The sequence below is a fragment of the Herpetosiphon sp. NSE202 genome, from assembly GCF_042688385.1.
Classification (GTDB): Bacteria; Chloroflexota; Chloroflexia; order Chloroflexales; family Herpetosiphonaceae; genus Herpetosiphon.
Genome location: NZ_JBHUPY010000012.1, coordinates 203,686 through 225,308, shown reverse-complemented (window position 1 = coordinate 225,308; position 21,623 = coordinate 203,686). Strand labels below are relative to the sequence as shown.

General features: G+C 50.0%; 23 protein-coding genes. 6 read left to right on the top strand and 17 right to left on the bottom strand.

Going from position 1 to position 21,623, the window contains the following annotated elements; all coding sequences use genetic code 11:
• Nucleotides 1-5 precede the first annotated feature (5 nt).
• From ACFMKP_RS15475 to ACFMKP_RS15465, 3 genes are all read right to left on the bottom strand, one after another.
• On the bottom strand, nucleotides 6-893 hold the full coding sequence (locus tag ACFMKP_RS15475) for a hypothetical protein (RefSeq protein WP_382292869.1): 888 nt from the start codon (nucleotides 891-893) through the stop codon (nucleotides 6-8).
• Between the two features lie 583 nt (nucleotides 894-1,476).
• On the bottom strand, nucleotides 1,477-1,776 hold the full coding sequence (locus ACFMKP_RS15470) for a hypothetical protein (RefSeq protein WP_382292867.1): 300 nt from the start codon (nucleotides 1,774-1,776) through the stop codon (nucleotides 1,477-1,479).
• Between the two features lie 255 nt (nucleotides 1,777-2,031).
• Nucleotides 2,032-2,997, bottom strand: coding sequence for a trypsin-like serine peptidase (locus ACFMKP_RS15465; RefSeq protein WP_382292865.1), 966 nt, complete (start codon nucleotides 2,995-2,997; stop codon nucleotides 2,032-2,034).
• Between the two features lie 526 nt (nucleotides 2,998-3,523).
• Here ACFMKP_RS15465 and ACFMKP_RS15460 point away from each other — a divergent pair.
• Complete coding sequence (locus tag ACFMKP_RS15460) at nucleotides 3,524-4,267, top strand: glycerophosphodiester phosphodiesterase (RefSeq protein ID WP_382292863.1); 744 nt, start codon at nucleotides 3,524-3,526, stop codon at nucleotides 4,265-4,267.
• 51 nt (nucleotides 4,268-4,318) lie between these two features.
• Here the strand turns inward: ACFMKP_RS15460 and ACFMKP_RS15455 are convergent, their stop codons facing one another.
• The 3 genes from ACFMKP_RS15455 to ACFMKP_RS15445 all read right to left on the bottom strand — a co-directional run bounded on the left by ACFMKP_RS15455 (nucleotide 4,319) and on the right by ACFMKP_RS15445 (nucleotide 8,133).
• Entirely contained in the window at nucleotides 4,319-5,179 is an 861-nt protein-coding gene (locus tag ACFMKP_RS15455) for a hypothetical protein (protein WP_382292861.1), read from the bottom strand.
• A 173-nt stretch (nucleotides 5,180-5,352) separates the two neighbouring features.
• Nucleotides 5,353-6,378 carry a hypothetical protein gene (locus ACFMKP_RS15450; RefSeq protein WP_382292859.1) on the bottom strand — a complete coding sequence of 342 codons (1,026 nt, stop codon included), beginning with the start codon at nucleotides 6,376-6,378 and terminating at the stop codon, nucleotides 5,353-5,355.
• The gene (locus ACFMKP_RS15445; protein ID WP_382292857.1) at nucleotides 6,379-8,133 is read right to left on the bottom strand and encodes a hypothetical protein; all 1,755 of its coding nucleotides are present in this window, start codon (nucleotides 8,131-8,133) and stop codon (nucleotides 6,379-6,381) included. It abuts the gene before it with no gap.
• Between the two features lie 236 nt (nucleotides 8,134-8,369).
• Between ACFMKP_RS15445 and ACFMKP_RS15440 the strand changes: the two genes are divergently transcribed.
• Nucleotides 8,370-9,140, top strand: coding sequence for an alpha/beta fold hydrolase (locus tag ACFMKP_RS15440; RefSeq protein WP_382292856.1), 771 nt, complete (start codon nucleotides 8,370-8,372; stop codon nucleotides 9,138-9,140).
• A 17-nt stretch (nucleotides 9,141-9,157) separates the two neighbouring features.
• On the opposite strand, the gene ACFMKP_RS15435 is transcribed toward ACFMKP_RS15440, so the two are convergent.
• The 4 genes from ACFMKP_RS15435 to ACFMKP_RS15420 all read right to left on the bottom strand — a co-directional run bounded on the left by ACFMKP_RS15435 (nucleotide 9,158) and on the right by ACFMKP_RS15420 (nucleotide 11,904).
• Entirely contained in the window at nucleotides 9,158-9,688 is a 531-nt protein-coding gene (locus ACFMKP_RS15435; protein ID WP_382292854.1) for a hypothetical protein, read from the bottom strand.
• 96 nt (nucleotides 9,689-9,784) lie between these two features.
• On the bottom strand, nucleotides 9,785-10,306 hold the full coding sequence (locus ACFMKP_RS15430; RefSeq protein WP_382292852.1) for a GNAT family N-acetyltransferase: 522 nt from the start codon (nucleotides 10,304-10,306) through the stop codon (nucleotides 9,785-9,787).
• Nucleotides 10,257-11,135, bottom strand: coding sequence for an alpha/beta hydrolase (locus tag ACFMKP_RS15425; RefSeq protein ID WP_382292850.1), 879 nt, complete (start codon nucleotides 11,133-11,135; stop codon nucleotides 10,257-10,259). The genes ACFMKP_RS15430 and ACFMKP_RS15425 overlap by 50 nt, the downstream gene beginning before the upstream one ends.
• 25 nt (nucleotides 11,136-11,160) lie before the next feature.
• The gene (locus ACFMKP_RS15420) at nucleotides 11,161-11,904 is read right to left on the bottom strand and encodes an SDR family NAD(P)-dependent oxidoreductase (RefSeq protein WP_382292848.1); all 744 of its coding nucleotides are present in this window, start codon (nucleotides 11,902-11,904) and stop codon (nucleotides 11,161-11,163) included.
• A gap of 253 nt (nucleotides 11,905-12,157) precedes the next feature.
• Between ACFMKP_RS15420 and ACFMKP_RS15415 the strand changes: the two genes are divergently transcribed.
• On the top strand, nucleotides 12,158-12,376 hold the full coding sequence (locus tag ACFMKP_RS15415; protein WP_382292846.1) for a hypothetical protein: 219 nt from the start codon (nucleotides 12,158-12,160) through the stop codon (nucleotides 12,374-12,376).
• Nucleotides 12,369-12,503: a hypothetical protein gene (locus tag ACFMKP_RS15410; protein WP_382292844.1), complete on the top strand. Its 135-nt coding sequence runs from the start codon at nucleotides 12,369-12,371 to the stop codon at nucleotides 12,501-12,503. The genes ACFMKP_RS15415 and ACFMKP_RS15410 overlap by 8 nt, the downstream gene beginning before the upstream one ends.
• 21 nt (nucleotides 12,504-12,524) lie before the next feature.
• On the opposite strand, the gene ACFMKP_RS15405 is transcribed toward ACFMKP_RS15410, so the two are convergent.
• Nucleotides 12,525-13,301: a hypothetical protein gene (locus ACFMKP_RS15405; RefSeq protein WP_382292843.1), complete on the bottom strand. Its 777-nt coding sequence runs from the start codon at nucleotides 13,299-13,301 to the stop codon at nucleotides 12,525-12,527.
• A 170-nt stretch (nucleotides 13,302-13,471) separates the two neighbouring features.
• On the opposite strand from ACFMKP_RS15405, the gene ACFMKP_RS15400 reads away from it, so the two are divergent.
• Entirely contained in the window at nucleotides 13,472-14,041 is a 570-nt protein-coding gene (locus tag ACFMKP_RS15400) for a DUF7010 family protein (RefSeq protein ID WP_382292841.1), read from the top strand.
• 113 nt (nucleotides 14,042-14,154) lie between these two features.
• Here ACFMKP_RS15400 and ACFMKP_RS15395 read toward each other — a convergent pair whose 3' ends face one another.
• On the bottom strand, nucleotides 14,155-15,534 hold the full coding sequence (locus tag ACFMKP_RS15395; protein ID WP_382292839.1) for a dipeptidase: 1,380 nt from the start codon (nucleotides 15,532-15,534) through the stop codon (nucleotides 14,155-14,157).
• A 332-nt stretch (nucleotides 15,535-15,866) separates the two neighbouring features.
• On the bottom strand, nucleotides 15,867-16,769 hold the full coding sequence (gene rarD / locus ACFMKP_RS15390; protein ID WP_382292837.1) for an EamA family transporter RarD: 903 nt from the start codon (nucleotides 16,767-16,769) through the stop codon (nucleotides 15,867-15,869).
• Between the two features lie 217 nt (nucleotides 16,770-16,986).
• On the opposite strand from rarD, the gene ACFMKP_RS15385 reads away from it, so the two are divergent.
• On the top strand, nucleotides 16,987-17,859 hold the full coding sequence (locus tag ACFMKP_RS15385; protein WP_382292836.1) for an STAS domain-containing protein: 873 nt from the start codon (nucleotides 16,987-16,989) through the stop codon (nucleotides 17,857-17,859).
• A gap of 1 nt (nucleotide 17,860) precedes the next feature.
• Here ACFMKP_RS15385 and ACFMKP_RS15380 read toward each other — a convergent pair whose 3' ends face one another.
• The 4 genes from ACFMKP_RS15380 to ACFMKP_RS15365 all read right to left on the bottom strand — a co-directional run bounded on the left by ACFMKP_RS15380 (nucleotide 17,861) and on the right by ACFMKP_RS15365 (nucleotide 21,230).
• On the bottom strand, nucleotides 17,861-18,535 hold the full coding sequence (locus ACFMKP_RS15380) for an ABC-2 transporter permease (RefSeq protein ID WP_382292834.1): 675 nt from the start codon (nucleotides 18,533-18,535) through the stop codon (nucleotides 17,861-17,863).
• A complete protein-coding gene (locus ACFMKP_RS15375) occupies nucleotides 18,532-19,428 on the bottom strand; it encodes an ABC transporter ATP-binding protein (protein ID WP_382292832.1) in 897 nt (298 codons plus the stop codon). The genes ACFMKP_RS15380 and ACFMKP_RS15375 overlap by 4 nt, the downstream gene beginning before the upstream one ends.
• Nucleotides 19,425-19,823 (bottom strand): GntR family transcriptional regulator, encoded by a 399-nt coding sequence (locus ACFMKP_RS15370; protein WP_382292830.1) that lies wholly within the window; start codon nucleotides 19,821-19,823, stop codon nucleotides 19,425-19,427. Before ACFMKP_RS15370 ends, ACFMKP_RS15375 begins: the two co-directional genes overlap by 4 nt.
• A 93-nt stretch (nucleotides 19,824-19,916) precedes the next feature.
• On the bottom strand, nucleotides 19,917-21,230 hold the full coding sequence (locus ACFMKP_RS15365) for a cellulose-binding domain-containing protein (RefSeq protein WP_382292828.1): 1,314 nt from the start codon (nucleotides 21,228-21,230) through the stop codon (nucleotides 19,917-19,919).
• Between the last annotated feature and the right edge of the window lie 393 nt (nucleotides 21,231-21,623).

The window sequence follows — 21,623 nt, the reverse complement described above, 5'->3', positions numbered from 1 at the left end:
AAGCACTACGCAGCGCGGCGTTGAATGCCAAAACCAATCAGACAGACCAAGAGACCTAAGAAGCCAATAAACCATAAGGCGGCGTTATCGGCGCTACTCGTTTGGGGCAATGGCCGTTGGCCGCCTGCTGGCGATCCGACAGGATTCGCGCTTGGTTGCGGCGTGTTTGGCCCAACGGTTGATCCGGGCATGGGCGTTGTGTTTGGCATCGGTGTTGTCGTTGGTTGCCCAGGCGTTACCCGTGGATCGGGAGTCACACTTGGAATACTTTGATTTGGCGTTGCCGTTGCCCCAGGAACCGAACTCGTTGGCGTACCTGGCCCTGTTGTTGGCACGTTTCTCGTTGGCGAGACTGTGCCAGCTGGAACTGTTGGCACGCTGCTCGTTGGCAAGGCCGTGCTCGTTGGGAGCGAAGGATCAGGCGTATTGGTTGGCGTATTGGTTGGGAGCGAAGGATCAGGCGTATTGGTTGGGAGCGAAGGATCGGGCGTATTGGTTGGCGTATTGGTTGGGAGCAAAGGATCTGGTGTATCGGTTGGCAAGACTGTTCGCGTTGGCAACGCAGGATCGGGCGTGCTGGTTGGCAACGGTGTAATTGTTGGCGGGCCGAGATCCGGCGTATTGGTTGGCAACGCCGTGCTGGTGGCCGTCGCCGTATTGGTTGGGGTATCGCTTGGAATCGCCGTATTCGTCGGCGTATTGGTTGGGGTTGGGGTATTTGTCGGCGTATTCGTCGGCGTATTGGTTGGGGTGTTGGTCGGCGTATTGGTTGGGGTTGGTGGCTCAGTTGGGGTTAACGCCAAAGGCCCAACATTCGCAGGTTGCGAATATTGGCTTGGCATAACCACCAGCGCGATGAGCACAATTACAAGAGAGCGAATGAACCAGATCATACAGGCTACTCCCACATCTGAGGGTTAACCGCTTTCGCTGATCGCGAATCGTGAAAGCAACCTAACCCAAACCACAAAACGGTGAATAATGACACTTCAATGAGAATTCGTTCTTTAGACCGTAGTAGGGGCTTTTTTTTGGTAAGCCGATAACCCCAATCTCACCATGACGGTGGATTAAGCAATGCCTAGGATTAATGGGCTAGTATCTTGGGGGGATGCAGTCATACTGAAACGAATGGGATTAAATCAAAAAAAGCACTAGATTAATGCTTGTTGCGCTGATTTGTATAGTTTCAACAAACCGCTAAGTTGCTAGCGGGCTTTGTTGAAACGTTTGGGGATTACAGTGCATTCTGATTAAGGTTGCTTATTAAACCTGTCAAGATCTTCTATGCTTGATTGAGAACAACCATTTTGGGAAATGAGGAGTAGAATGGGAACAACCATTTTGAGAAATGAGGAGTAGAAGCGGATTTTACTTGTTCAAGTCAGTGCCAACCCCTCCTTCTTATCCGCTATGAATCGTTGGAACGAGACAACCAAATTGATGCAAGTTGGTGGATAAATCATTAACACTAGCCTAGAGCACTAGCATCGCCACTGCCCCGCATCCAAGGAGGATTGCCCAATATTCCATGCGTAGCAACATAAACGAGTGGGCAGTTTGGAAATTTGATCGAGCCATTGGACTATCACGCTGATTAAGATATCGGCCAAGAAACCACACGATAATCGCGACAATAATTAACGCTCCGGCAAAGAGCGGACGAGAATATAGTTTGTAGATTCCAGAACCTATAAACTTATCAACGGCCAACTGTACAAGTGCTGGCATTGCTAGTATCAGGATTCCAACCAGCCAGCCCCGCCAAATAATCATAATACCTTCCTGTTATCTCCACGGTAAACAGCTTAAGATCAACATAATAATCAGCATAATTATACTTTATATCGAACTCATGTGGAGTTTATAAAGCATCAGAGATTCATGGCTAAAATGGTAGGGAATTCCTCGTATAAGGTGGATGTGTCTTCACCCACCTATACGAAGAATTCCCTACCGTTGCTTCCAACCTATCTAAATTTGGGAAACCCTTGTTCAGATATATGTCTTTAGCTTTGCTTAAAAATTAGCTTATGGCGCGGTATTGATCCAGGTGTTGAAGTTGCTCAACACGGTTGAGGTGATCCGTGTACCCGAGTTGGTGGTGCTGCCACCATTGGTGTGAACGCCAATCGAACAGTTGCTGCAGCTGCCGCTGCTGTTCCAAATTGGTGAGCCACTTTGGCCGCCGTAGGTATCGTTAGCATACGAGAGGCGATAGCTGGTGTAGCTGCGCACGGTATCGGCGTGGAACCACATTGTGCCTGAGGCTTTATCGCCTGGGTAGCCAGCAATGTTGGTTGCTTGGCCGACTAAGCCAGTGCTGCTTGGGGCGCGCAAGCCGAACCACCCAGTTTGGCTGCCAACGCTACAGTTGATTTTGAATGCACCATAATCGTAGTTGGCGCTGCCACTGGTTTGCCATTGCGAAACCGTGAACAATTTGGTTGCGTTACAGCCACCATACGGGTTTGAGCTGCCATTGCGGCCTGGGTAGAACTTAACATTGGTCACCCAAGCGTTGTTGCTCCAGAGACAGTGGCCAGCAGTTGCCACCGTATTGGCGCTGATCAACCAACCAGTACAAATATAGTTGCCACCACCACTGCTAAAGGTAATTTGGCCAATTCGGCGATAGGGATCTGAGGTGGTTGCGGTGATCCGCACTCGATTATCAGCCCCAATAACTGAACTGATGCCTTCTTGGCTGCCACTTTGGGTTGCTGGCAAGGCATTGGGATCAACTTCCTCAGCTCGATCACTTTCGGCTAGCACACCAGTTCCATCGCTGCCTGCAATGTAGGCACCAAATTCATCGTAGACAATGCCTTTGGTGTTGACTTCTACCGGCTTTCCATCACTGGCCACAATTGTATGCGGATCGACCGCAACTTCGACTTCTTTCTTGGCCAAGCTAACATCACCCTGGGCCAAGCTTAAGCCTAAAACGCTCAAGACTACCGCGACCCGTGTGTACCGCCGAACAGATAGACGCATTGCTGATCCTCCTAGGTAGGTTGGGCTAATGAGAACCGAGATTGGAAGTGGGGTGTCATTTGATGTGTGGATGAGCATAAGTATATATTAAAATATTTTAATTGCAAGTTAAAGATTTTAATATTATCAATATTGCTGTTTAGTGAACGTTGCACAATGAAATTGGCTATCGCCAATCATTACAAGGATAGGTTGTTAACTATCATTAATTAATCACCACCCTTCCGTCCCGCCTCAAGGCGGGAGACACAGGGGGCTTTAATCCCCCCTGTACCCCCTAATATTTATGGTGTGGATTATTGTTGTGTTTCTATTTCCCCTTAATTCAAATAAGGAAATTTGGGTTGAAATTATGCTTCGCGTGCTTCGCGTGCTTCGTGGTTTCAGCCGTTATGATTTTTTGCATTTCCGTTCGCTGGCCCCTAGCTGCTGGCCCCTGACCCCTCGCTCCCAAGCCCTAGATTGACAGCCATGCTGAGGCGTTGCACAATGGCACAAACCAAACGCTTTTGTGAAGGAGGTCGCTGTGTTACAGCCATTTGGCGCACGCAAAGGGCCATTTGTGATTGGGCATCGGGGAGCTGCGGGCTATGCGCCTGAAAATACCATGGCTGCATTTCAGCGCGGCTTGGCCTTGCGTGCCGATGCAATCGAATTAGATGTGAATTTGAGCAAAGATGGCGAGTTGATGGTGATTCACGATCCAACGCTCAACCGCACAACCAACGGCTCTGGCTTGGTATGTCAGCACACTGCTGCTGAAATTCAGGCGCTTGATGCTGGCTCGTGGTTTGATCCGTCGTTCAGCGATTGCCGCGTGCCAACCTTGCGCGAGGTGTTGACCTGGGCCAAAGATCGCACCAAAGTGGTAATCGAATTAAAAAATGGCCCAATTTTCTATCCTGATATTGAAGTGGCTTTAGTGCGCTTGCTCGACGAGTTGAATGTGCGCGATCAAGTGATGGCAATTTCGTTTGATCATATTGTGTTGGGCCAGCTCAAAGCGCTTGCTCCCGATGTGGCTACCGGCGTGATTTACGCCTCGCGTGTGCCCGATGCGCCAGCAATGGCAAAGTTGGTCAATGCCGATTTGGTGATGCCATATTGGGCAATGCTGACCCGTGAGGAAGTTGATGCTTGCCATGCTGCTGATTTGTTCGTTAGCCCGTGGGGCGGCCCCGAACAAGATTATAAGCATATTTTGAGCTTGGGGGTTGATGCGGTTGGCGCTGATTATCCCGACCGTCCGCGCCAATTTATGGCTGAGTAACCAATTTAATTGATCGACGGGCTACCAAAAACTTGGTAGCCCGTTGATTTTTTAAGCGGCGTGGAGTTGGGCTTCGCTTGGTTGGGGTTGCAAGGCGGCGCTGAGATCACGGCGCAAGGCTTCAATATCGCCTAAATCATCATCGCACAGCATGGTAACCAAATAATCACCGAGGGTTTCGACAATCAACGTGCCTTCGTCGGCATGCAGAATTAAGGCACTCGCCCAGCCCAATTCACAAGCATAGCCCATTTGGCGATAGACATCTAACAAGGCTTTGGAAAGGCCGCTAATTCGTTGATGGCTGCTGGATTTGGTAAAACTAAGTGCCGATGTTAGCCCTTCGTGATTTGCAAGCGCAATGCCGCGCAAGCGATAGTGCGAAACATTAACTAAGCTATTGAGAATTTGTTGCAAATGGGCATGGCGTTGGGCGGTTGCTGGCGCGAGCTTAATTGCGTTGGCGACCAAGCGATACAACGTGCTAATTTGTTGCATTTCGCAGCTGGCAACGCTGGCATAGCTCGACGTGCCCAAGGCTTCGCGCATGGCTTCGCTGCTCAGCGCATTTGGGGCTTGGCCCCGGGTTGCGGCAATAATTAACGGCTTGCCCAAGCGAAAAGCCTGCTCTTCAAGCTCGTTGACAAAATAGCCGCTATCAACTGAGGGTTGGCAGCCATCGACAAAGGTAATCGTGGCCAGCGCCCGCTCCATCAAGCCGCTGCCCAATTCCTCGTAGGTGCTTTTGGGAATCGCCAGCAAACGAATGCTGGTCGTGGTCGTTAATCGATATTCACCAATATGCACAGCACCAGTGGTTGGGCTGAGTGGTTTTAATGTATAGCTGCTGCTAATGGTTTTTAAGCATTGAATGCTCGCTTCGCCATCACCAGTCAAAATGATCGTATGCATGTGCTGCCTCCGCCGCAGAATAGGTGCTAGCTGCACGCGAATAGTGCTCCACACACTACACTCTATTTTGCGCTTTTGTGCATCACTTTAAACGGTACTTTAGGTTGATTCGGCTATGGGATTTTGGTTTTGCTCAACGCGACCTGCGAACTACGGTCGTATAGTCTGCATGGTTATTCTGCTACCTGCCAACTATCGGTTTCAGGGTTGTAACGATAGCTCAGGGTGCTTTCATTGGGGTTGGTAACCGCTGTTAGGGTGTAATCGAATTGTACAATCCGCACTTGCATCGTCGCATCACCAAAGGTAATTCGCCGCCCGCGCTCATCGCCATGGTAGCCTTGGCCGCTAAAATCGATTTCTTGGCGCGGCTGGCCAGTTGGGTTGCCTTGGGCATCCAGTGCAATTGAATAGATTTGGGGCTGGCGTGCTAAAGCATAATATAAACGTTTGCCACTGCTGCCGTTATAAACCCCAAGCCCAAAGCTATCTACGCCATCGAGCACAATGCTGGCTTTTTTGCTCGCTAAATCAACGCGAAAAATGCGGCCAAATTGTTGCTGCTTGGTTGAGCCAAACACCGACGAAACATACAAACTGTGGGTGTTGCAATCGTAATTAAGTGCCAAAATGCCATAGGGATTGGTATTGTTGGCAGGTGTAGCGGTTGGTAAATCGAGCAATTCGCTCAATTCGGCAGTGCGTGGATCAATCCGATAGAGCTTATTGGCCGCCGCTGGCGGATTATACAAAATGCTGACCCACGGTACTGCGCCAACATAAATCGCCCCATCGCGATCCAAAATTGGCGAGCTAAGATAGCCAGCCTTGGCCCAAGAAGGGTGTTGATAGGGCGCTGGTTGGCTGGCTTCTTGGCCTTCGCTGGTCAAATCGTACATCACCATGCCACGCACGCGGCGGGCTTGAGTATCGAGCACTGCATTGACCCCAAAGCCTTGGGCTTGGGCAAATGGCGGAATTTGCTTGCACGAGGTTACTTCGCCTTGGGCAAAATTGCTGGCAGTTGCTGAACTACGATTAAGCCACCACACTCCTAATCCAAGCACAGCGAACATCGCCAAAACACTGCCCAAGGCCAACAATGAACGCCGATTGTTGGCCTGATTGGGCTTAGCTGTTGGCTTTGCTGCTTTTATGGCGGGTTGGGCTGATTGCGGGCGTTTTTTACGACGACTCATTTATTTGCCTCGCTCTGGCCGAAAAAGCGGCCCCGACCAACAAGGATATTCTTCGGGCACATAGACTCCGCGCCGCAACACCGATTCGGCCCAACAATATTGGCTGCCTGGTGTATCGTCGTTTTTAAGTTGGGCCACATACCACAACACGATGTTTTGGTTGCTAATGCTCTCTGCTGGATTGTCGATAAATTGCTCTGGGCCTTGGTTTGCGTCGTTATTGCAGCATGGCCCAATCGTCACCATATCGCTTTCGCCCTCGTCGCGTTCAGGATGATCGAGCGTTGCATAGAGAAAAGCTTGATCGCCACGCCCGCCATCAGCAAATTGGCCGCGTCCGGTGGCAATGGTGTAACTGCCGCCATTGGCAAAATCGAGCCGATATTCTGCGCCGTCGGGGTGGATTTGGCGCGTATCTGCGCCCTGCCATTGTTCTGTTTCCCACGTTTGCCATTGCGTGCCATCCCAGGCGCTTATTGTGCCAGTATCGGCCAAACTAATGCGCGTGACTGGTCGATAGGTGCCATCATCGCCGCAACCACGGCCAACGCTGGCGATTGCTGGCCGAAAGCGCCCATCAAAATAGAATTGAAACGCTTGCTCGTAATAATAATTGCATGGCTCAGGCCAAAGCTCCGACCAAAATTCCTGCACCAATTGAAAGCCAACCACTTGATCATTCTCGATTAGCTCGCCGATCATCGGCGGTTCGACGGCAATGACTGCTGCTTGCGAAAAATAGGGGCAGCCAACCGCATCGCTATAGCCAAAACCATCGCGTTCGCTATAGCTCACATGCCAATCGACCAATTTGGCGCTTTTGAACAGCGGCTTGCCTTGATAACTGACCTCAGAAATTCGCAGGCCATCGGATGAGGTGAGCATATAATCGAAGGCCCAGCCATCGCGTTCCAAACGGATTGTATGATCGCAATATTTCAGTACGGCCTCATTTTGCATGCCTTTTTCGGTCACTGCTGGGCCGGTTGCCCCAACATTAGTCCAGCGCACGCCCACCAAGCGGGTATCGGTCAGATCGACAATCGCCCACAATGCTCGTTCGCCTTCGACAAAGGTTGGCGCAACGCATAAATGGACCGAGCGTTCGCAACGAGTGGCATTCAACGACGTTTTGGTATTGGCCATCACTGCTTGATCGGAGCTTGGTTTGTAGCCAAGCGCCTGCTCAACTTCGGCGGCGTTACTGGCAATTTCACGTGCCACCGCCGTCAAATGCTCAGGAATATCTGGTTGGCTATTGGCAAGGCGTTCGACGACAATTACTTTTTGATTGGAAATATCGACGGTAATTGCCAACGTCAGGTTGAGCGCAAAATTATAGACCTCGACGCGATAGCAGCTGACTTGCAGGCATTGGGCGGTTGCCTCGATGATGTCGCTTTCGCGCACAGGTACAACCCCAAAGACCTCATTGCGAAATGGAGTACCATTCTGCTCAACAAATTGACTTTGGAGCTTTGGTTCGTTGAGGGCCACAATTTGGGCCATTGCTTGCTGTGAATCAAGGCTAGCGAGGGTCAAAACTGGCGGCTTGGCAGTCAATGCAGCATCAACAGCTTGCTGGTAGGCGCTCAATAAAGGATAATCGCGGGCTTCGGGCGTAACTGCGGCGGCGAGAACTGCGGGAGTTTCAGCGGGAACACTGGTGGTTGTGGGGTGTTGGGCAGGTGTTGTGCCACATGCACTTAATCCTAGCAACAATATCATTAATTGATAGTAAACGCTCCGTCGCATAGAAACTCCTTCACACCTACAAGGACGCTGATTAAATGCTAAATCTACGTGGTAGTGTGGCGAGGATGAAGCAAGCGCGTGATTTCATTATAGAAGATTCTGCTCAATTATGCTGCACCAAATTCGCACTTGCTGCCAATGCGCGTTCGTTTGTATGATAGCACCTGATTATAAAAGACTGCATGGTTTATCAACCTTAAACTATTGGCTTGCTGAATGAGGAGTGTTGAACTTCAATGCCTATTTTTACATGTGCAACCACCGATGGAGGAACGCTGGTTTTTGATCGACAGGGTGCTGGCTCGCCGCTGCTTTTGCTGCATGGCTTTGGCCAAGATCGCATGCTTTGGCACAACGCGGGCTGGGTTGAGCGCCTCGCTGCTCATTTTACTGTTATAACCGTCGACCTTCGTGGCGCTGGAGCGAGCTTTATGCCGACCGAGCCGCATGCCTACGGCTTGGATCTGTATCAATCAGACATTCAGCGCGTGCTTGAAACATGCGGCTATGATGCTATTCAGATCTTTGGTTGGTCGTTTGGGGGCACGCTTGGGCTGCAATTGCTGGCGAAAATGCCCGCAGTGCGACGGGCAGTAATTGCAGGAACCTTTGTAGGGCCGATTTTCACGCCCGAACGAATTGAGCCTCAAATCGCCCAATTTAGCGAATTAGCTACTGCCAAACAGCAAGGACGCTTAGCTGAATTAAACGTCACTCCCAGTATGCAAGCCTTTGTGGAGCGCACGAATATGCCAGCCTATCTTGCGCGGCTGCGTGGTTGCATGAGCTGGCCAATCCTCAGCCCAAGCGAGCTGAAGCAACCATTTTTGCTCTACACCAGCACTGGTGATGGCTATGTCGTGGATCGGGTGCGCGAACAACAAGCAGCATTAACCATGGCAGGTGGCACAGTCCAGATCTTTGCCGAGTTGAATCACCGCGAGTTGGTAACCGCCCGCGATAAGGTTGAAGCAAGCGTGCTAGCATTTTTACAAGAAGCGGCGTAGAGAGGATGCATGCTTAATCAGCGTGCTGCTGATTGATCCAAACTCCATCCATAGCTAATCCAATCACATCCATCAATAGCCCAGTAGCGATCTGCGCTGGGAATTAAGGGCATAATGTCAGCATACAATCCAGTCCATGGTTTCGGAATGTAACGCTCATATTCGATTGGCTCGGAATAATGGGAGCCAAAATGCTGAACATCGGCATTTATATAAAAGCACGGCTCAAAGACAAATAAATCCCAGTTTGTTTTTGGTGGGATGAGCGGCTGCATGGCAGCTTGAAGTTGGGTGATTGACACACGATAGGGTTGCATCCAGCGATATAAACGGCCCATATTATCGGTATTAAGCTGCATTCCTGCCTGCGGCCAGGTTGCTGGACGTGCGATGGGTGGTAGATGTAATAGCTGTGCAAGCACATCTGATGGGTAAAACCAAAGGTCTTTATCGCAAACAAACCAAGTGAGCTTTTGCTCAAGCACGAAAGCAGTAATAACGGCATTCCCCACTTCCAAATTATGGCTAAGCTGTGCTATGCTGTCCATATTGCCTTCTTTGAATGCTATCGATCATACTTAATGAGTGAATAAAGCCCCTCGCCTGTGCCGTGAGCGAGGGGTTTGCGTATGCATTTTTGTTAATTAATGAGCTAATTCGCGATAGAACAAGATTGTTGCATGGGTTTCGCCATCGGCGCTACTGGCAAAATTGGGAATAACGCCAGCCTCGTGATAGCCCAATTTGCGATATAGCGATTCGGCCTTATCGCCTTGGCGCGTATCGAGCACCAACAACCAACGGCCATGGGTTTGGGCAACCGCCTCTAGCTCGTGCATTAATTGTTGGGCAATGCCACGGCGTTGAAATTGCGAATGCACCAATAATTTTTGCACTTCGGCGCGATGGCTGGCATTGGCTTTGCTAGGTAGATCAAGCTGGACGCTGCCTACGATCTGATCTGCATCCAACGCTACCAACAATACCCGCTGCTCGGCCTGAAGATCGCTGATGATCGCTTGCCAATAGCTGGTTGCATCGGCAGAGTTGAGCGGCGGCAAAAAGCCAATTGACGCGCCTTGGGCAACGCTATCAATTAATAATTGACATAATTCGCTACGCTTCGCTTGCGCTTGCTTGAAATTGTAAGCTTGAATTGTGATCATGCTGATTCCCTGTGACGATTGATTGCAACCAATTATTGATTAACTCGGCAGTTTCGCGATACGACTCCTCGAACATTAAATCGTGATTGGCCTTGGGAATGACCCAATATTCGGCGTTGTAATGGGCTGCCGCAGGCCGCGAATAGACCTCGGGAATGCAACGATCGTTTTCGGCAGCTAGCCATAAGAGCGGCGTTTTGACCTTTTTGGCTGGTCGCCAGAGTGGCCAACGATATTGCAACAACACTAGGGCTGATTCTGGCACAAGTTGGCGGTGGAGTTGTTTAGGCTTGATAATTGCGTTTTCGCTGAGAAACCAAAAGGCTGCGCGTTTGGGCGTGCGAATGGTTGGCGTTGCAGAGAACGAAAGCCACGACAGCAATACGCCCCAAGGATCAAGTTTTTGGGCATTGCTGAATACCGGGCGCATACTATGGCTCAACCATGGTGCTACCAACACCATCGCTGGCAAATCAGCGCCGCCTTTGGCGAGATGCCACTGGCCCAGCGCGCCACCCATACTGTGGCCCATGTAGATTGGCTTGGTTGGCAAGCGCTCAATTTCGGCTTTGAGCGTGCGGTAATAATAGCCAAGCGTATTCAAACGATATGGGCGCTGGGCTGGTGATTTGCCATGGCCTGGCAGGCTGAATGCGATGCTCTGCCAGCCCCATTCGGCCAATAATTCTTGCCAAGGTTGCCAGCACCACGCTCCATGCCACATGCCATGGCCCAGCAAAATTGGCGTTTGCTGGCGTTGATGATGGGGAGTGTAGATGATGCGTTCGATGCCAGCTTCAAGTTGATGCTCAATCGTATATTCGGTCACAGCGACCTCTTTCGCTCTAAACAAGCTACATGCTGGTTATGCCACCATCGATGATATATTCGGCTCCGGTGATAAAACTTGCCGCTGGTGAAGCCAAAAAGACGATCAATTCGGCGATTTCTTGGGGCGTTCCCATCCGTTTGAGCGGAATCGAGCGAATCATTCGTTCGTGAGCGCTTGGCTCGAAGCCTTCTATAATGGCGGTTTCGGTCCAGCCTGGGCAAACAGCGTTAATCCGAATGCCTGCGGGAGCTAGCTCAATTGCGCCAGTTTTGCTCATCTGAATCACGCCAGCTTTGGCCACGCCATATGGCCCCAAATTGGGCGAGCCGCCAACGCCTGCAATCGAGGCCACATTGACAATCGCGCCGCCTTTGCCACCTGCAAGCATGGCTTGGCTGGCATATTTTTGGCCCCAAAATACTCCGGTTAAATCGATGTCGAGCACGCGTTGCCAATTATGATTTTCGGTCAGGTGCAATGGTGCTGGTTGGCCGCCAATGCCTGCATTGTTAATCATAATATCCAAGCCACCTTGCTCGAGGGCAAATTGCACCAAGGCTTGAATATCGGCCTCTTTGCGCACATCACAAGGCTGAAAAAGAGCGTGACCATCTGCGCTGCGAATCTGTTCGACAGTTTGTAATGCTGCTTGCTGATTAATATCGCCAATCACAACGGTTGCGCCTTGAGCTGCTAAGATTTTGGCTGTGGCAGCCCCGATGCCAATCGCTCCGCCAGTGACAATTGCAACTTTCCCGTGAAGCATCCTGTCCTCCTTGACATGCTAGCTGTGGCGCTATTATCAGAAATCGACCAGCAAAAGTCAAAGGCAAGGATGAAGGATGAAGTCAGATGTCAGATGTCAATAGCCTATAGCCCAAAGCCTATAGCCCTTCGTGGAATTCGTGCAATTCGTGGCTAAAAAACAAGCATTCGGGCAATTCGTGTCCCCAAAAGCCCTATCTTCGTTGCGCGAACTACACAGCGTTTGGGAGCCTATTTTGCAATGGTGGCAGTGATTGTTATGGCAACATGACGGCACAATTTTGGCTGATTTGCGTTGGAATATGGTGAGCTTGCCTGCCAAAGCAGCCTTGTATTTCTACCCGATTCATACTGGCGCGATCTATGGCTGGCCAACCAAAATTATTGCCGTATTGATCTTGATTGGCATGAGTATTTCCGGGCGTGCTCTTGTGGTGGTGGCGCAGACCCAAGGGCAAATTGCGTATGCCTGACCGCGTTAACGAGCAAGTTGTGCCAAAATGGATGGTCGCCTTAATTGTAGTGTTGAGCATTTTCATGCCATTGATGGGCGTTTCGTTGCTGTTGGTTTTGTTTGGCGATTGGGCTTGGCGGCGTTGACAGCGCTCGCGCAGCAACAAACTAGCCTAATTTATTGCGGGCATCATGCAATGCTAGCGCAATTCCAGCCCATGGGCTTAACCCTTGCGCCCGATAGCCTAAGCTATGGCCTGCCTGATCGCCAAAGACATAACTCATCGTGTTGGGCAGGTCATCGACCTGAAGCTGATCAAGCTGCGGCTCAAGGATTGCCCGCGTATACTCCAAATCGTCAGGATCGAGGGTTGGCTGTTGACTCCCAGCTTGTGCCAAGACCCAACCTTCTTGGCGCAGCATCTCGCCGAGAGTTTGGGGATAGCCATGGGCTTGCATGTAGGCTACGCGATAGGCAGCGCTTGCAAGCGCTACCCGAATTGCTGCGGCATCAACTGTCTCGCTTGTCCAAAGAATTCCCGTGACCCACACTTGGCGTTGCGATTGAGTTGAGCGCTGGCGCAGGCGCGCAACTCCAAACCGCAATTCATATTCGTAACTATAACGATTGGTTCCAGCGCCATGAGCATCGTCAACGACCACCAACGCCGCCTTGAAATTGCCCTGAACTGAGGTTAGTGCCTGGCTAAGCGCTTGACAGGTTTGTGCGCCAATCGTGTCTGCATCAAAGGCAATTAATTGATCGAGAATCCTAGCGACATGATCTTTGGCCATTGGATTGATCATCACCAAGGGCGCTAATGCTAGCTCGCGTTGTTGATCGTCCAAGAGCGTTTTAAGATACTGCTCAAAGCGATCGCTTCCACGTGGGATGCTCATCAATTGACGCTGAATTGAGAGTAACGAAACATAATCGAGTTGCATAATTCGCTCGTTTCATATTCAATCCTCGATTCCGCTGCTTTTGCGATACCAAACCAAGCCTATTATTTGCACCTGATTTGGTTGTGGTATTCTGCTTAGTCTGAGAGAACGCTGAAGTGGCGAAGGTTATAAATGGTAGGACGCAGCTGTGTCTCAAGGAGGTCTGGTCCATGGATTGGTCAATTTCCGCCGCCCAAGCAGATATGCGTGAGGGCTACTACAGCGGTGCTACTGGAATCTTGGCATCGGCGCTGGCATGGTCGGTTGCGGCAGGTGTTGCGCTGGCTGGCTCGCCAAACCGCGCAATTGTGGTGCTTTTGTTGGGTGGGATGCTCATCTTCCCCGTCTCGATCGTAATTTGTAAAATCCTTGGCGTGCGTGGCACGCATACCAAAGGCAATCCGCTTGGCCAACTGGCAGGAGCTAGCACATTCTGGCTGATTTTCTGCCTCCCGCTTGCCTATGGCCTTGGGCAGGAAAATCTAGCTTGGTTTTTTAGTGCCATGTTAATTGTCATTGGCGGTCGCTATCTTATATTTGCTACGCTCTATGGAATGCGGCTCTACTGGATTTTAGGGCTTGCCCTTGCAGCTGCCGCGATTGGCTTGGTGTTTTTATCAGCCGCCGCGACGATTGCTGTGAGCGCAGGCGCGCTGATCGAATTGGGCTTTGCAATCACATGTTTCGTCTACCACCGTCAGTCGCTGCGCTCGCTCGCAAGCGGAAAACTGAGCAGCTAATTGGGCGGTTGAATTGCTTCAGCGCCCGAATTTAAGCGCCATTCGTCGGTTGTTGTAGCGAACGCTCCATAGCTCAATGCTCTGGGCAAAGAGCGTTCGCTCGTTTTTAATTATCAAGCGGATTGCTGGCCCATATTGGTGTAGAAATGAATCGCGGTGGCAACGCCGCGGAAAAATTCATCAACCAGCAGATATTCGTTGGGTGCATGGCCATTTTCGCCTGTGCCAAAGCCTAACGTGGCCAAATTCATGCCTAGTTCGCGCTGGAACATGCCCATAATTGGCACCGAGCCGCCTTGGCGATAGAGCGTCGCAGGCTTGCCCCAGGTTGCCTCAAACGCTGCTTGCAAGGCTTCAATTACCGGCCCATCGTAGAGCAAATTGACTGGATAGCTGGTTGGACCTTTGGTCACAACCACTTCGGCGGTTTCGCTGGCAAAGCTCTGGGCAAACTGGCTAAATGCCTCAAGAATTGCATGCGGATCTTGGTCGGCGACCAGACGCATGGTTACTTTGAAGCCTGCCTCGGCTGGAATGATCGTTTTGCTACCAGCCCCTTGATAGCCGCCCCAAACCCCGTTGACATCGCAGGTTGGCAAGGCCGTGGTGCGCGCAACCAATGAACCAAGGTCGTTGGCCCAAAACTTGTCGCGGCCTGTTTGACTCTTGAGCATTTCGAAAAATTCTTGCTCTTGCGCCGCCATCAAGCCTTGTTCGGTCTCCGATGGCGTTTGCACATCAGCATAGAAGCCAGGAATTTGAATCCGCCCAATTTGGTCGTGGAGGGCAGCGATAATTGTGCTCACCACATGAATTGGGTTTTGCACAGCCCCGCCAACTAAGCCAGAATGTAAATCATGGCTTGGACCCGTTACCTTCACTTCGGCCCCGATAATGCCGCGGGCTGTATAGAACATCAAGGGTTGGTCTGGCTCCGAGCCGCCATCGCAAATCAACATCAAATCTGCTGCTAGCAACGCTTTATGCTCACGCACAAATGGCTCCATTGCTGGCGACCCAGTTTCTTCTTCGCCCTCGAAAACCACTTTGATATTGACCGGCAATGTGCCAGTGGTTTCAAGCAGCGCTTCAAAGGCGATTAAATTGGCAAACGCGCCACATTTATCGTCGATTGAGCCACGCGCATACAACTTGCCATCCTCTAATCGTGGCTCGAATGGCGGGGTTTCCCACAATTCCAGTGGCTCGACTGGCTGAACATCATAATGAGCATAGACCAAAATGGTTGGCGCATTTGGCCCAGCTTTGAGCCATTCGCCATACACCACCGGATGTCCAGCGGTCGCAATTGCCTGACAATTTGCAAAGCCAATCCGTTGTAAATCGCCAACCAGCCAATCGGCACAGCGTTGCACATCGGCAGCAAATGCAGGGTCGGTACTCACCGAGGGAATCCGTAGCAATTCGCTAAATCGAGCCAGCAGCTGATCATGGCGATCGTCAACCCATGCCAAAGCGGCATCAACACTCATCTGGTAGACCTCACACTAATTCGATCCCTTAATTCAGTATAGGTTAAGCAGTAGATTTCAACAACCATGTATGATCCACGAAGAGCACGAAGAGCACGAAGCGAGGGCTAGTCGCTAGGATAAACGCAACGGAACCGCGAAGAGCGCGAAGATCGCGAAGTAGAAAGGAAAGAGCACAAAGTTTGGCGTGCAGGCGGCGGAATATTATTCCACGGAGAAACATTTGGGGGTGCAGGGGGCTGAAAACCCCCTGCGTTTCCCTCCGGCGGAGGGACGGAAGGGTGGCGAATCGATTGCTTGAACACGGAAGGGTGCCGAATCGATTGCTTGAACTATGAACTTGTTCCATTTGTCGCAGCAGGTTTAATGGGCTGGCCACGATGCAGATAACTTTCAAGGCTATACAACGCTAAGGCGATCCAGATAATTGCAAATCCAATTAATCTAGCTCCAGAAATTGGCTCGTGATACAGCAACACTCCAAGGCTAAATTGCATCGTCGGGTTGATATATTGCAATAATCCAAGCGTTGTCATTGGAATTTGGCGTGCGCCCGCTGCAAAAAGCAGTAACGGAATCGCCGTAACAATGCCTGCCCCAGCCAACAATAGCGTTACCGTCCACGATTGATGGCCAAATGCTGCCTTGCCTTGCGTTTCCAGCCACAGCAAATAGCCCGCTGCCGGCCCAAAAAAGACCACCGTTTCCAAGGCGAGGCCTTGCAGCGAATCCAAGGCAGCGGTTTTGCGAATCAGGCCATAAAAACCAAAGGTAAAAGCTAATGCCAAGGCGATCCATGGCAACACACCCAAGGCCACGCTCAGATAGATAACACCGATCGTTGCCAAGCCAATCGCAATCCCCTGCCAGCGTCGCACCCGTTCGCCCAAAAAGAGCATCCCTAAGCCAACATTGACCAACGGATTAATAAAATAGCCAAGGCTACTTTCGACGACATGGTTGGCATTGACCGCCCAAATATAGACATACCAGTTGATGCCCAACAAAAACGCGCTAGTCGCATAGATCAACACCGTACGCCGATTGCGCAAGACCTGCAAAAACTGGCCCATTTGGCCGCGAACCAGCACCAAAAAGCCAACAAAAATCAACGACCATGCCATACGATGAGCCAAAATCTCCAAGGCTGGAACACTGCTCAGCATTTTCCAGTAGAGCGGGAAGAATCCCCAACATGCATAAGCTCCGGCTGCGTAGAGAATTCCCCGTTTCATGCCAATACTCCCAGTGATGCACACTTTAGTTGGTGCTTGGAATAATCAATTTCAGATTAACTGCATTATCGCTGATTTTGGCCAAAATTATGCTATGCTTAAGCCAAAGCCTCGCATCCAATTTGCCTCAGATCTGAATGATTTCGCGTTTGGCTGACCTTTCTTCGCTGCATCGTCGTAAGCGTTGTACCCTTATTCGCCATCAGGGAGCGTTGACATGAGCAATTCAGCAGCAGATAGCGCCGCACTCAAGGCCCAAATTACTGAATTACAAGCCCAATTGGCCCACGCCCAACAGCAAGCTGCCTTATTTGAAAATGTGGTTAAGCATTTGCCAATTGGCATCGATTTGTTACAACGTGAAGATGTGAATGATCCTACCTCGTTTCGCTTGATCTTTTCGAATGGTCTTATGCCAAATGCCACGATTGATCTGCGCTTGCACATTGGCAAATTGCTCAACGATATTTTCCCCGATATTCCGCTGGCAATCTTAAATCGCTATCACCAAGCCTTAAATTCTGGCGAAACCATGCATCTGAATGAGTTGGTGATGAATATTCCCGAGGTTGGCCAACGCATTGCGCAATTAACGGCGATTCCGCTGAGCAGCGATCTGTTGTGCATCAAAGTTGCCGATATTACCGAGCAAAAACAGGTGCTCGAAGCACAACGCCAGATGCTTGAGCAACAGGCGATTATCCATAGCCAACAGGAAGCTTTGGCCGATATTTCAACGCCATTAATTCCAATTACTGATAGTGTGGTGATTATGCCGCTGATCGGGGCGGTTGATACGCGGCGGGCGCAGCAGATGCTGGAAACTTTGCTCCATGGCATTAGCACTATGAACACGCGCTTTGCAATTTTGGATATTACTGGCGTGCCAATTGTCGATACCCAAGTTGCGCATGTGCTAATTCAAGCGGCGCAATCGGTGCGCTTGCTGGGCGGCCAGGTGATTTTAACTGGTATCCGACCAGAAGTTGCCCAAACCTTGGTAGGCTTGGGCGTGAATCTCAACGACTTGATTGTGCGTGGCAATTTGCAGAGCGGCGTGGCCTACGCCACCTTGGCGCGCTCGCGCTAATTTAGATAAAATTGGTCTTGCGTTGTTGAATCAAGAGCGTTGTGCCTAATAAGCCAATAATCACCACCAATTGAATTGCCAAAATGCTCAATTCGGTGCTATTCCATGCCAATTGGTTACTATCGCGATGCTGAGCAATTGCCGGAATTTTGAGTATGCCCCATATAAATCCTTGAAAGCCCAAATTTGAAATCGCCATCGCGCCAATTGCGCCATGTTGCGATTCAGTCACAATCCCCAACATCATAATCAGGCAATAGCTCAATAAAATTTCAACTAATCCCAAGCTTACTAAAGCAGTCAATCCATTTGGCAGGCTGTCGCTGGTCAGAATAATCAGCCAACTACTTACCAACGCCATCAGCCAGGGCACGCAAAACATCGAAAGATTGGCCGCAAGTTTGGCAATTGCATAATGGCGGGCCGAAACTGGTAAACTCATAATAAAAGTCAAGGTTTTTTGGCTATATTCGCTAATTACATTGCTGGTTGTTAGGTGAATACATAAGATAAATAAAATAGTCAGAATCAGAATTACGCCCATGCCAAAAACAATATTATCGGAATCAGCAAGGAGCATCACGTTGGCAATCAGCATTGCTCCAATATAAATAGCCATCATCGTGCGATTAATTTGCCAATCCTTGCGAATAAGTTGCTTAATCATCGAATTCATAACGTTTTTCCTTCACGTCGAGCTTGAATCGAAGCGACAAAAATTTCTTCTAAGGTCAAGTGTTCAACTGCTTGAATTTCTAGGCCTGCTTGTTGATAGGTTTGGTGCAAATCTGGACTATAGCGGTTGGTAATTAGGCTTTGTAACTGGCCGTTGCCTTGTTGCTGAACGATATATGGCAATTCGGTCAAGGCTTGGCCTGGTGCAATCCGTACCCGCAAGCGTCGCCATAGATCAAGCAAATCTTCTTTCGATGTGGCTTCGATAATTGAGCCTTGGTCAATAAAAGCTACATGATCGGAAATTTGCTCAACATCCAAGGTATTGTGCGACGAGAATAAGATTGTGCGTTGTTCATCGGCCAGCACTTCCATTAATGCGCTTAGCACCTCTTGGCGCGCCACCGGATCAAGCCCCGTCGTCGGTTCATCGAGCACCAACAGCTTTGGGCGATGGGCTAACGCCAACAGCAACGTAGCTTTTACCCGTTGGCCATGCGATAAACCCTTGATCTTTTGTTCGGCTCGTAGATCGAAGCGCTTGAGCAATTGCTCAGCATAAGTTTGATCCCAATTTGGATAAATTGATTGAATAAACTGCATATGCCACGCCAAATTTGCCTTGGGATAGAGCCGCATATCCTCGGAAACATAGCCAATCTCACGCTTGGCGAGCACCTGTTGATCTGGCATGGTCTGGCCCAATACCTGCACCGAGCCACGATCTTGATGCACCAAGCCCAATAAAATGCGAATCGTCGTCGATTTGCCAGCTCCGTTAACGCCGATAAATCCGGTAATGCTGCCAGTTGGCAAGTTCAATGAAATATCGTTTAGGCGAAAATATTTATAATCTTTGCCAACATTGCGTAATTCAACAGCATGATTGTTCATAAAAGCTCCTGTTGTTGGTGCAAGGCCGCAGCATGCAAGCGTTGAATTAATTGCTCATTCGATAATCCCAATAATGCTGCTAAACGTACTACCTGCTCAAGATACGAATTCAATTCGTCCTCCCATACTTGGCGACTAAGCTGAGTATTTGTGGCAACAAACGAGCCTTTGCCATGCTGAGTTACGATAATTCCCTCGTGCTCTAGCTCAAAATAGGCGCGTTTGACCGTAATTACGCTAATCCGTAAATCAATCGCCAGCTGCCGAATTGAAGGAATTTCGCTGCCCGCAGGCCAATCGCCAAGCGCAATCCGTTGTTTGATTTGCTCGATAATTTGCAAATACATCGGACGACCATCAGCCCGTGAAATAATTAAGTCACTGTGTATGTTCATATACACAGTATATACAGTATGTACAGCTTGTCAAGCCCTAAAACACAAACGACCAGCATTGTGCTGGTCGTTGAAGTTGGATTTTAGGCTAATTTAGTAGCCGTAACGGCTCTTGAGATGTCGCCAGAAGTCGCGCAACATCCATTTATCGAACTCGGTGATTTGGCTGGCGCTACCAGCTTTCATTAAAAAGTCGTTAACTCCAGTTGGGCTCCAATCGTAAAAATCATCAAGTCCAAAGGTATGGCCAACTTCGTGGAGAAAGATGTGAATGTTCTCGCTATTGAGCGCATTGACAAAATATTCGCTGCCGACACGCTGGCCCCAATCGCCACCAGCGCCGCCGCCCATGCCCTTGGTCAGCCACAGCGACATATCATAGTGATGATCGATGCCGCCAGGACAGTCGGCATAATCGCCATCTTGGTTGAAGAAGCGGCCACACGGCGGTGCACATTGCGGCGCATTTTCTGCAATATTGTTGACATAAATATCAACTGAATTATCGTTCCATTGCAAGGTGCTACGCTCGCGCACGGCCCAGCCTACGACTTTTACATTAACATTGGCATACGGCCAGCCATTCGTCCCTTGGCCGTTATCAAGCATCGCATCCATCCATTTTTTGAATTGGCGAGCCAGCGCAGCGTGAATTTGGTCGCGCAAGGCGGCTGAAACTGGCGCATCCGAATCCCAGCGGACACAATAATTAATCGAGCCATTGCCGGCAATCACTTGATCCCAGCCATAATTGCGAAAGCCATACAAATTGCCATAGGTCGATTCGACGTGCTGCCAAACTTCGTTCAATGGCGTGACCAAGTTGCTTGGTGGATTCCAGCCAGTTGGCGCAGGTGAGCGAGTTGCGGTTGGCACAACGCTGGTTGTGGTTGGTGCAGGAGTACGAGTTGCGGTCGGCACAACGCTGGTTGCGGTTGGTGCAGGCGTGCGGGTTGCGGTTGGCACAACGCTGGTCGCGGTTGGGCTGATGCCACCATTACAAGCGATGCCGTTGAGTTGAAAATTGCTTGGAATTGGATTACTACTGGCCCAGCTTGCAATAAAACCAAGCTGAACGCTGGCATTGCTGGCGATTGTGCCATTCCACGCCTGATTGCTCACGCTGACAGCGTTGCCAGTTTGGCTATGAGTGCCACCCCATAATTGCGAAATAACTTGATTATTGAAATTCCAAGTTAACGACCAATGGTTGATTGAGCTAGTGCCCGTGTTGCGAATGACAATATCGCCCTGAAAGCCGCCATACCACTGGCCAACAATGGTATAACTTACTGAACATGCGTTACTGGCTTGGGCTTGAACCGGCTTTTGGGTCTGCACCCACCCAAGCCCAAGCAACACCAAAACCATCAACAAGCGCCATGCCCGCCTTGAACTACGCAGCATCGATTACTCCTAACCACAGCAATTGAATAACAATGAGCGTTGTGTGCTTTGGAATCGATCCCAAGGTGCAACGAAGCTGAACAACGAACAATTCCACACGCGCGCTTGGGGTTATCCTAGCATGGCATATTTATTAAAACATACTTAATTTGTTTAGAATTATTAATGGAATTTTACGAATTAATGTGAGGCTAAGCATTTTTTGATCTAGCTGCGAATTATTGATCGCTTAATCCAAGGTGCTTTGGATTAGTAAGCAGCGTTCTGAGCATAATGTCAATTCCTTCGAGCGAAAAGACAATTCCAAAACAGCCATTAATGCCCAGTTGATAGGCCTGAAACGCACTCGTTTGATAGGGATGCCCGACTGGATCAATCGCTCCTACGAGAATG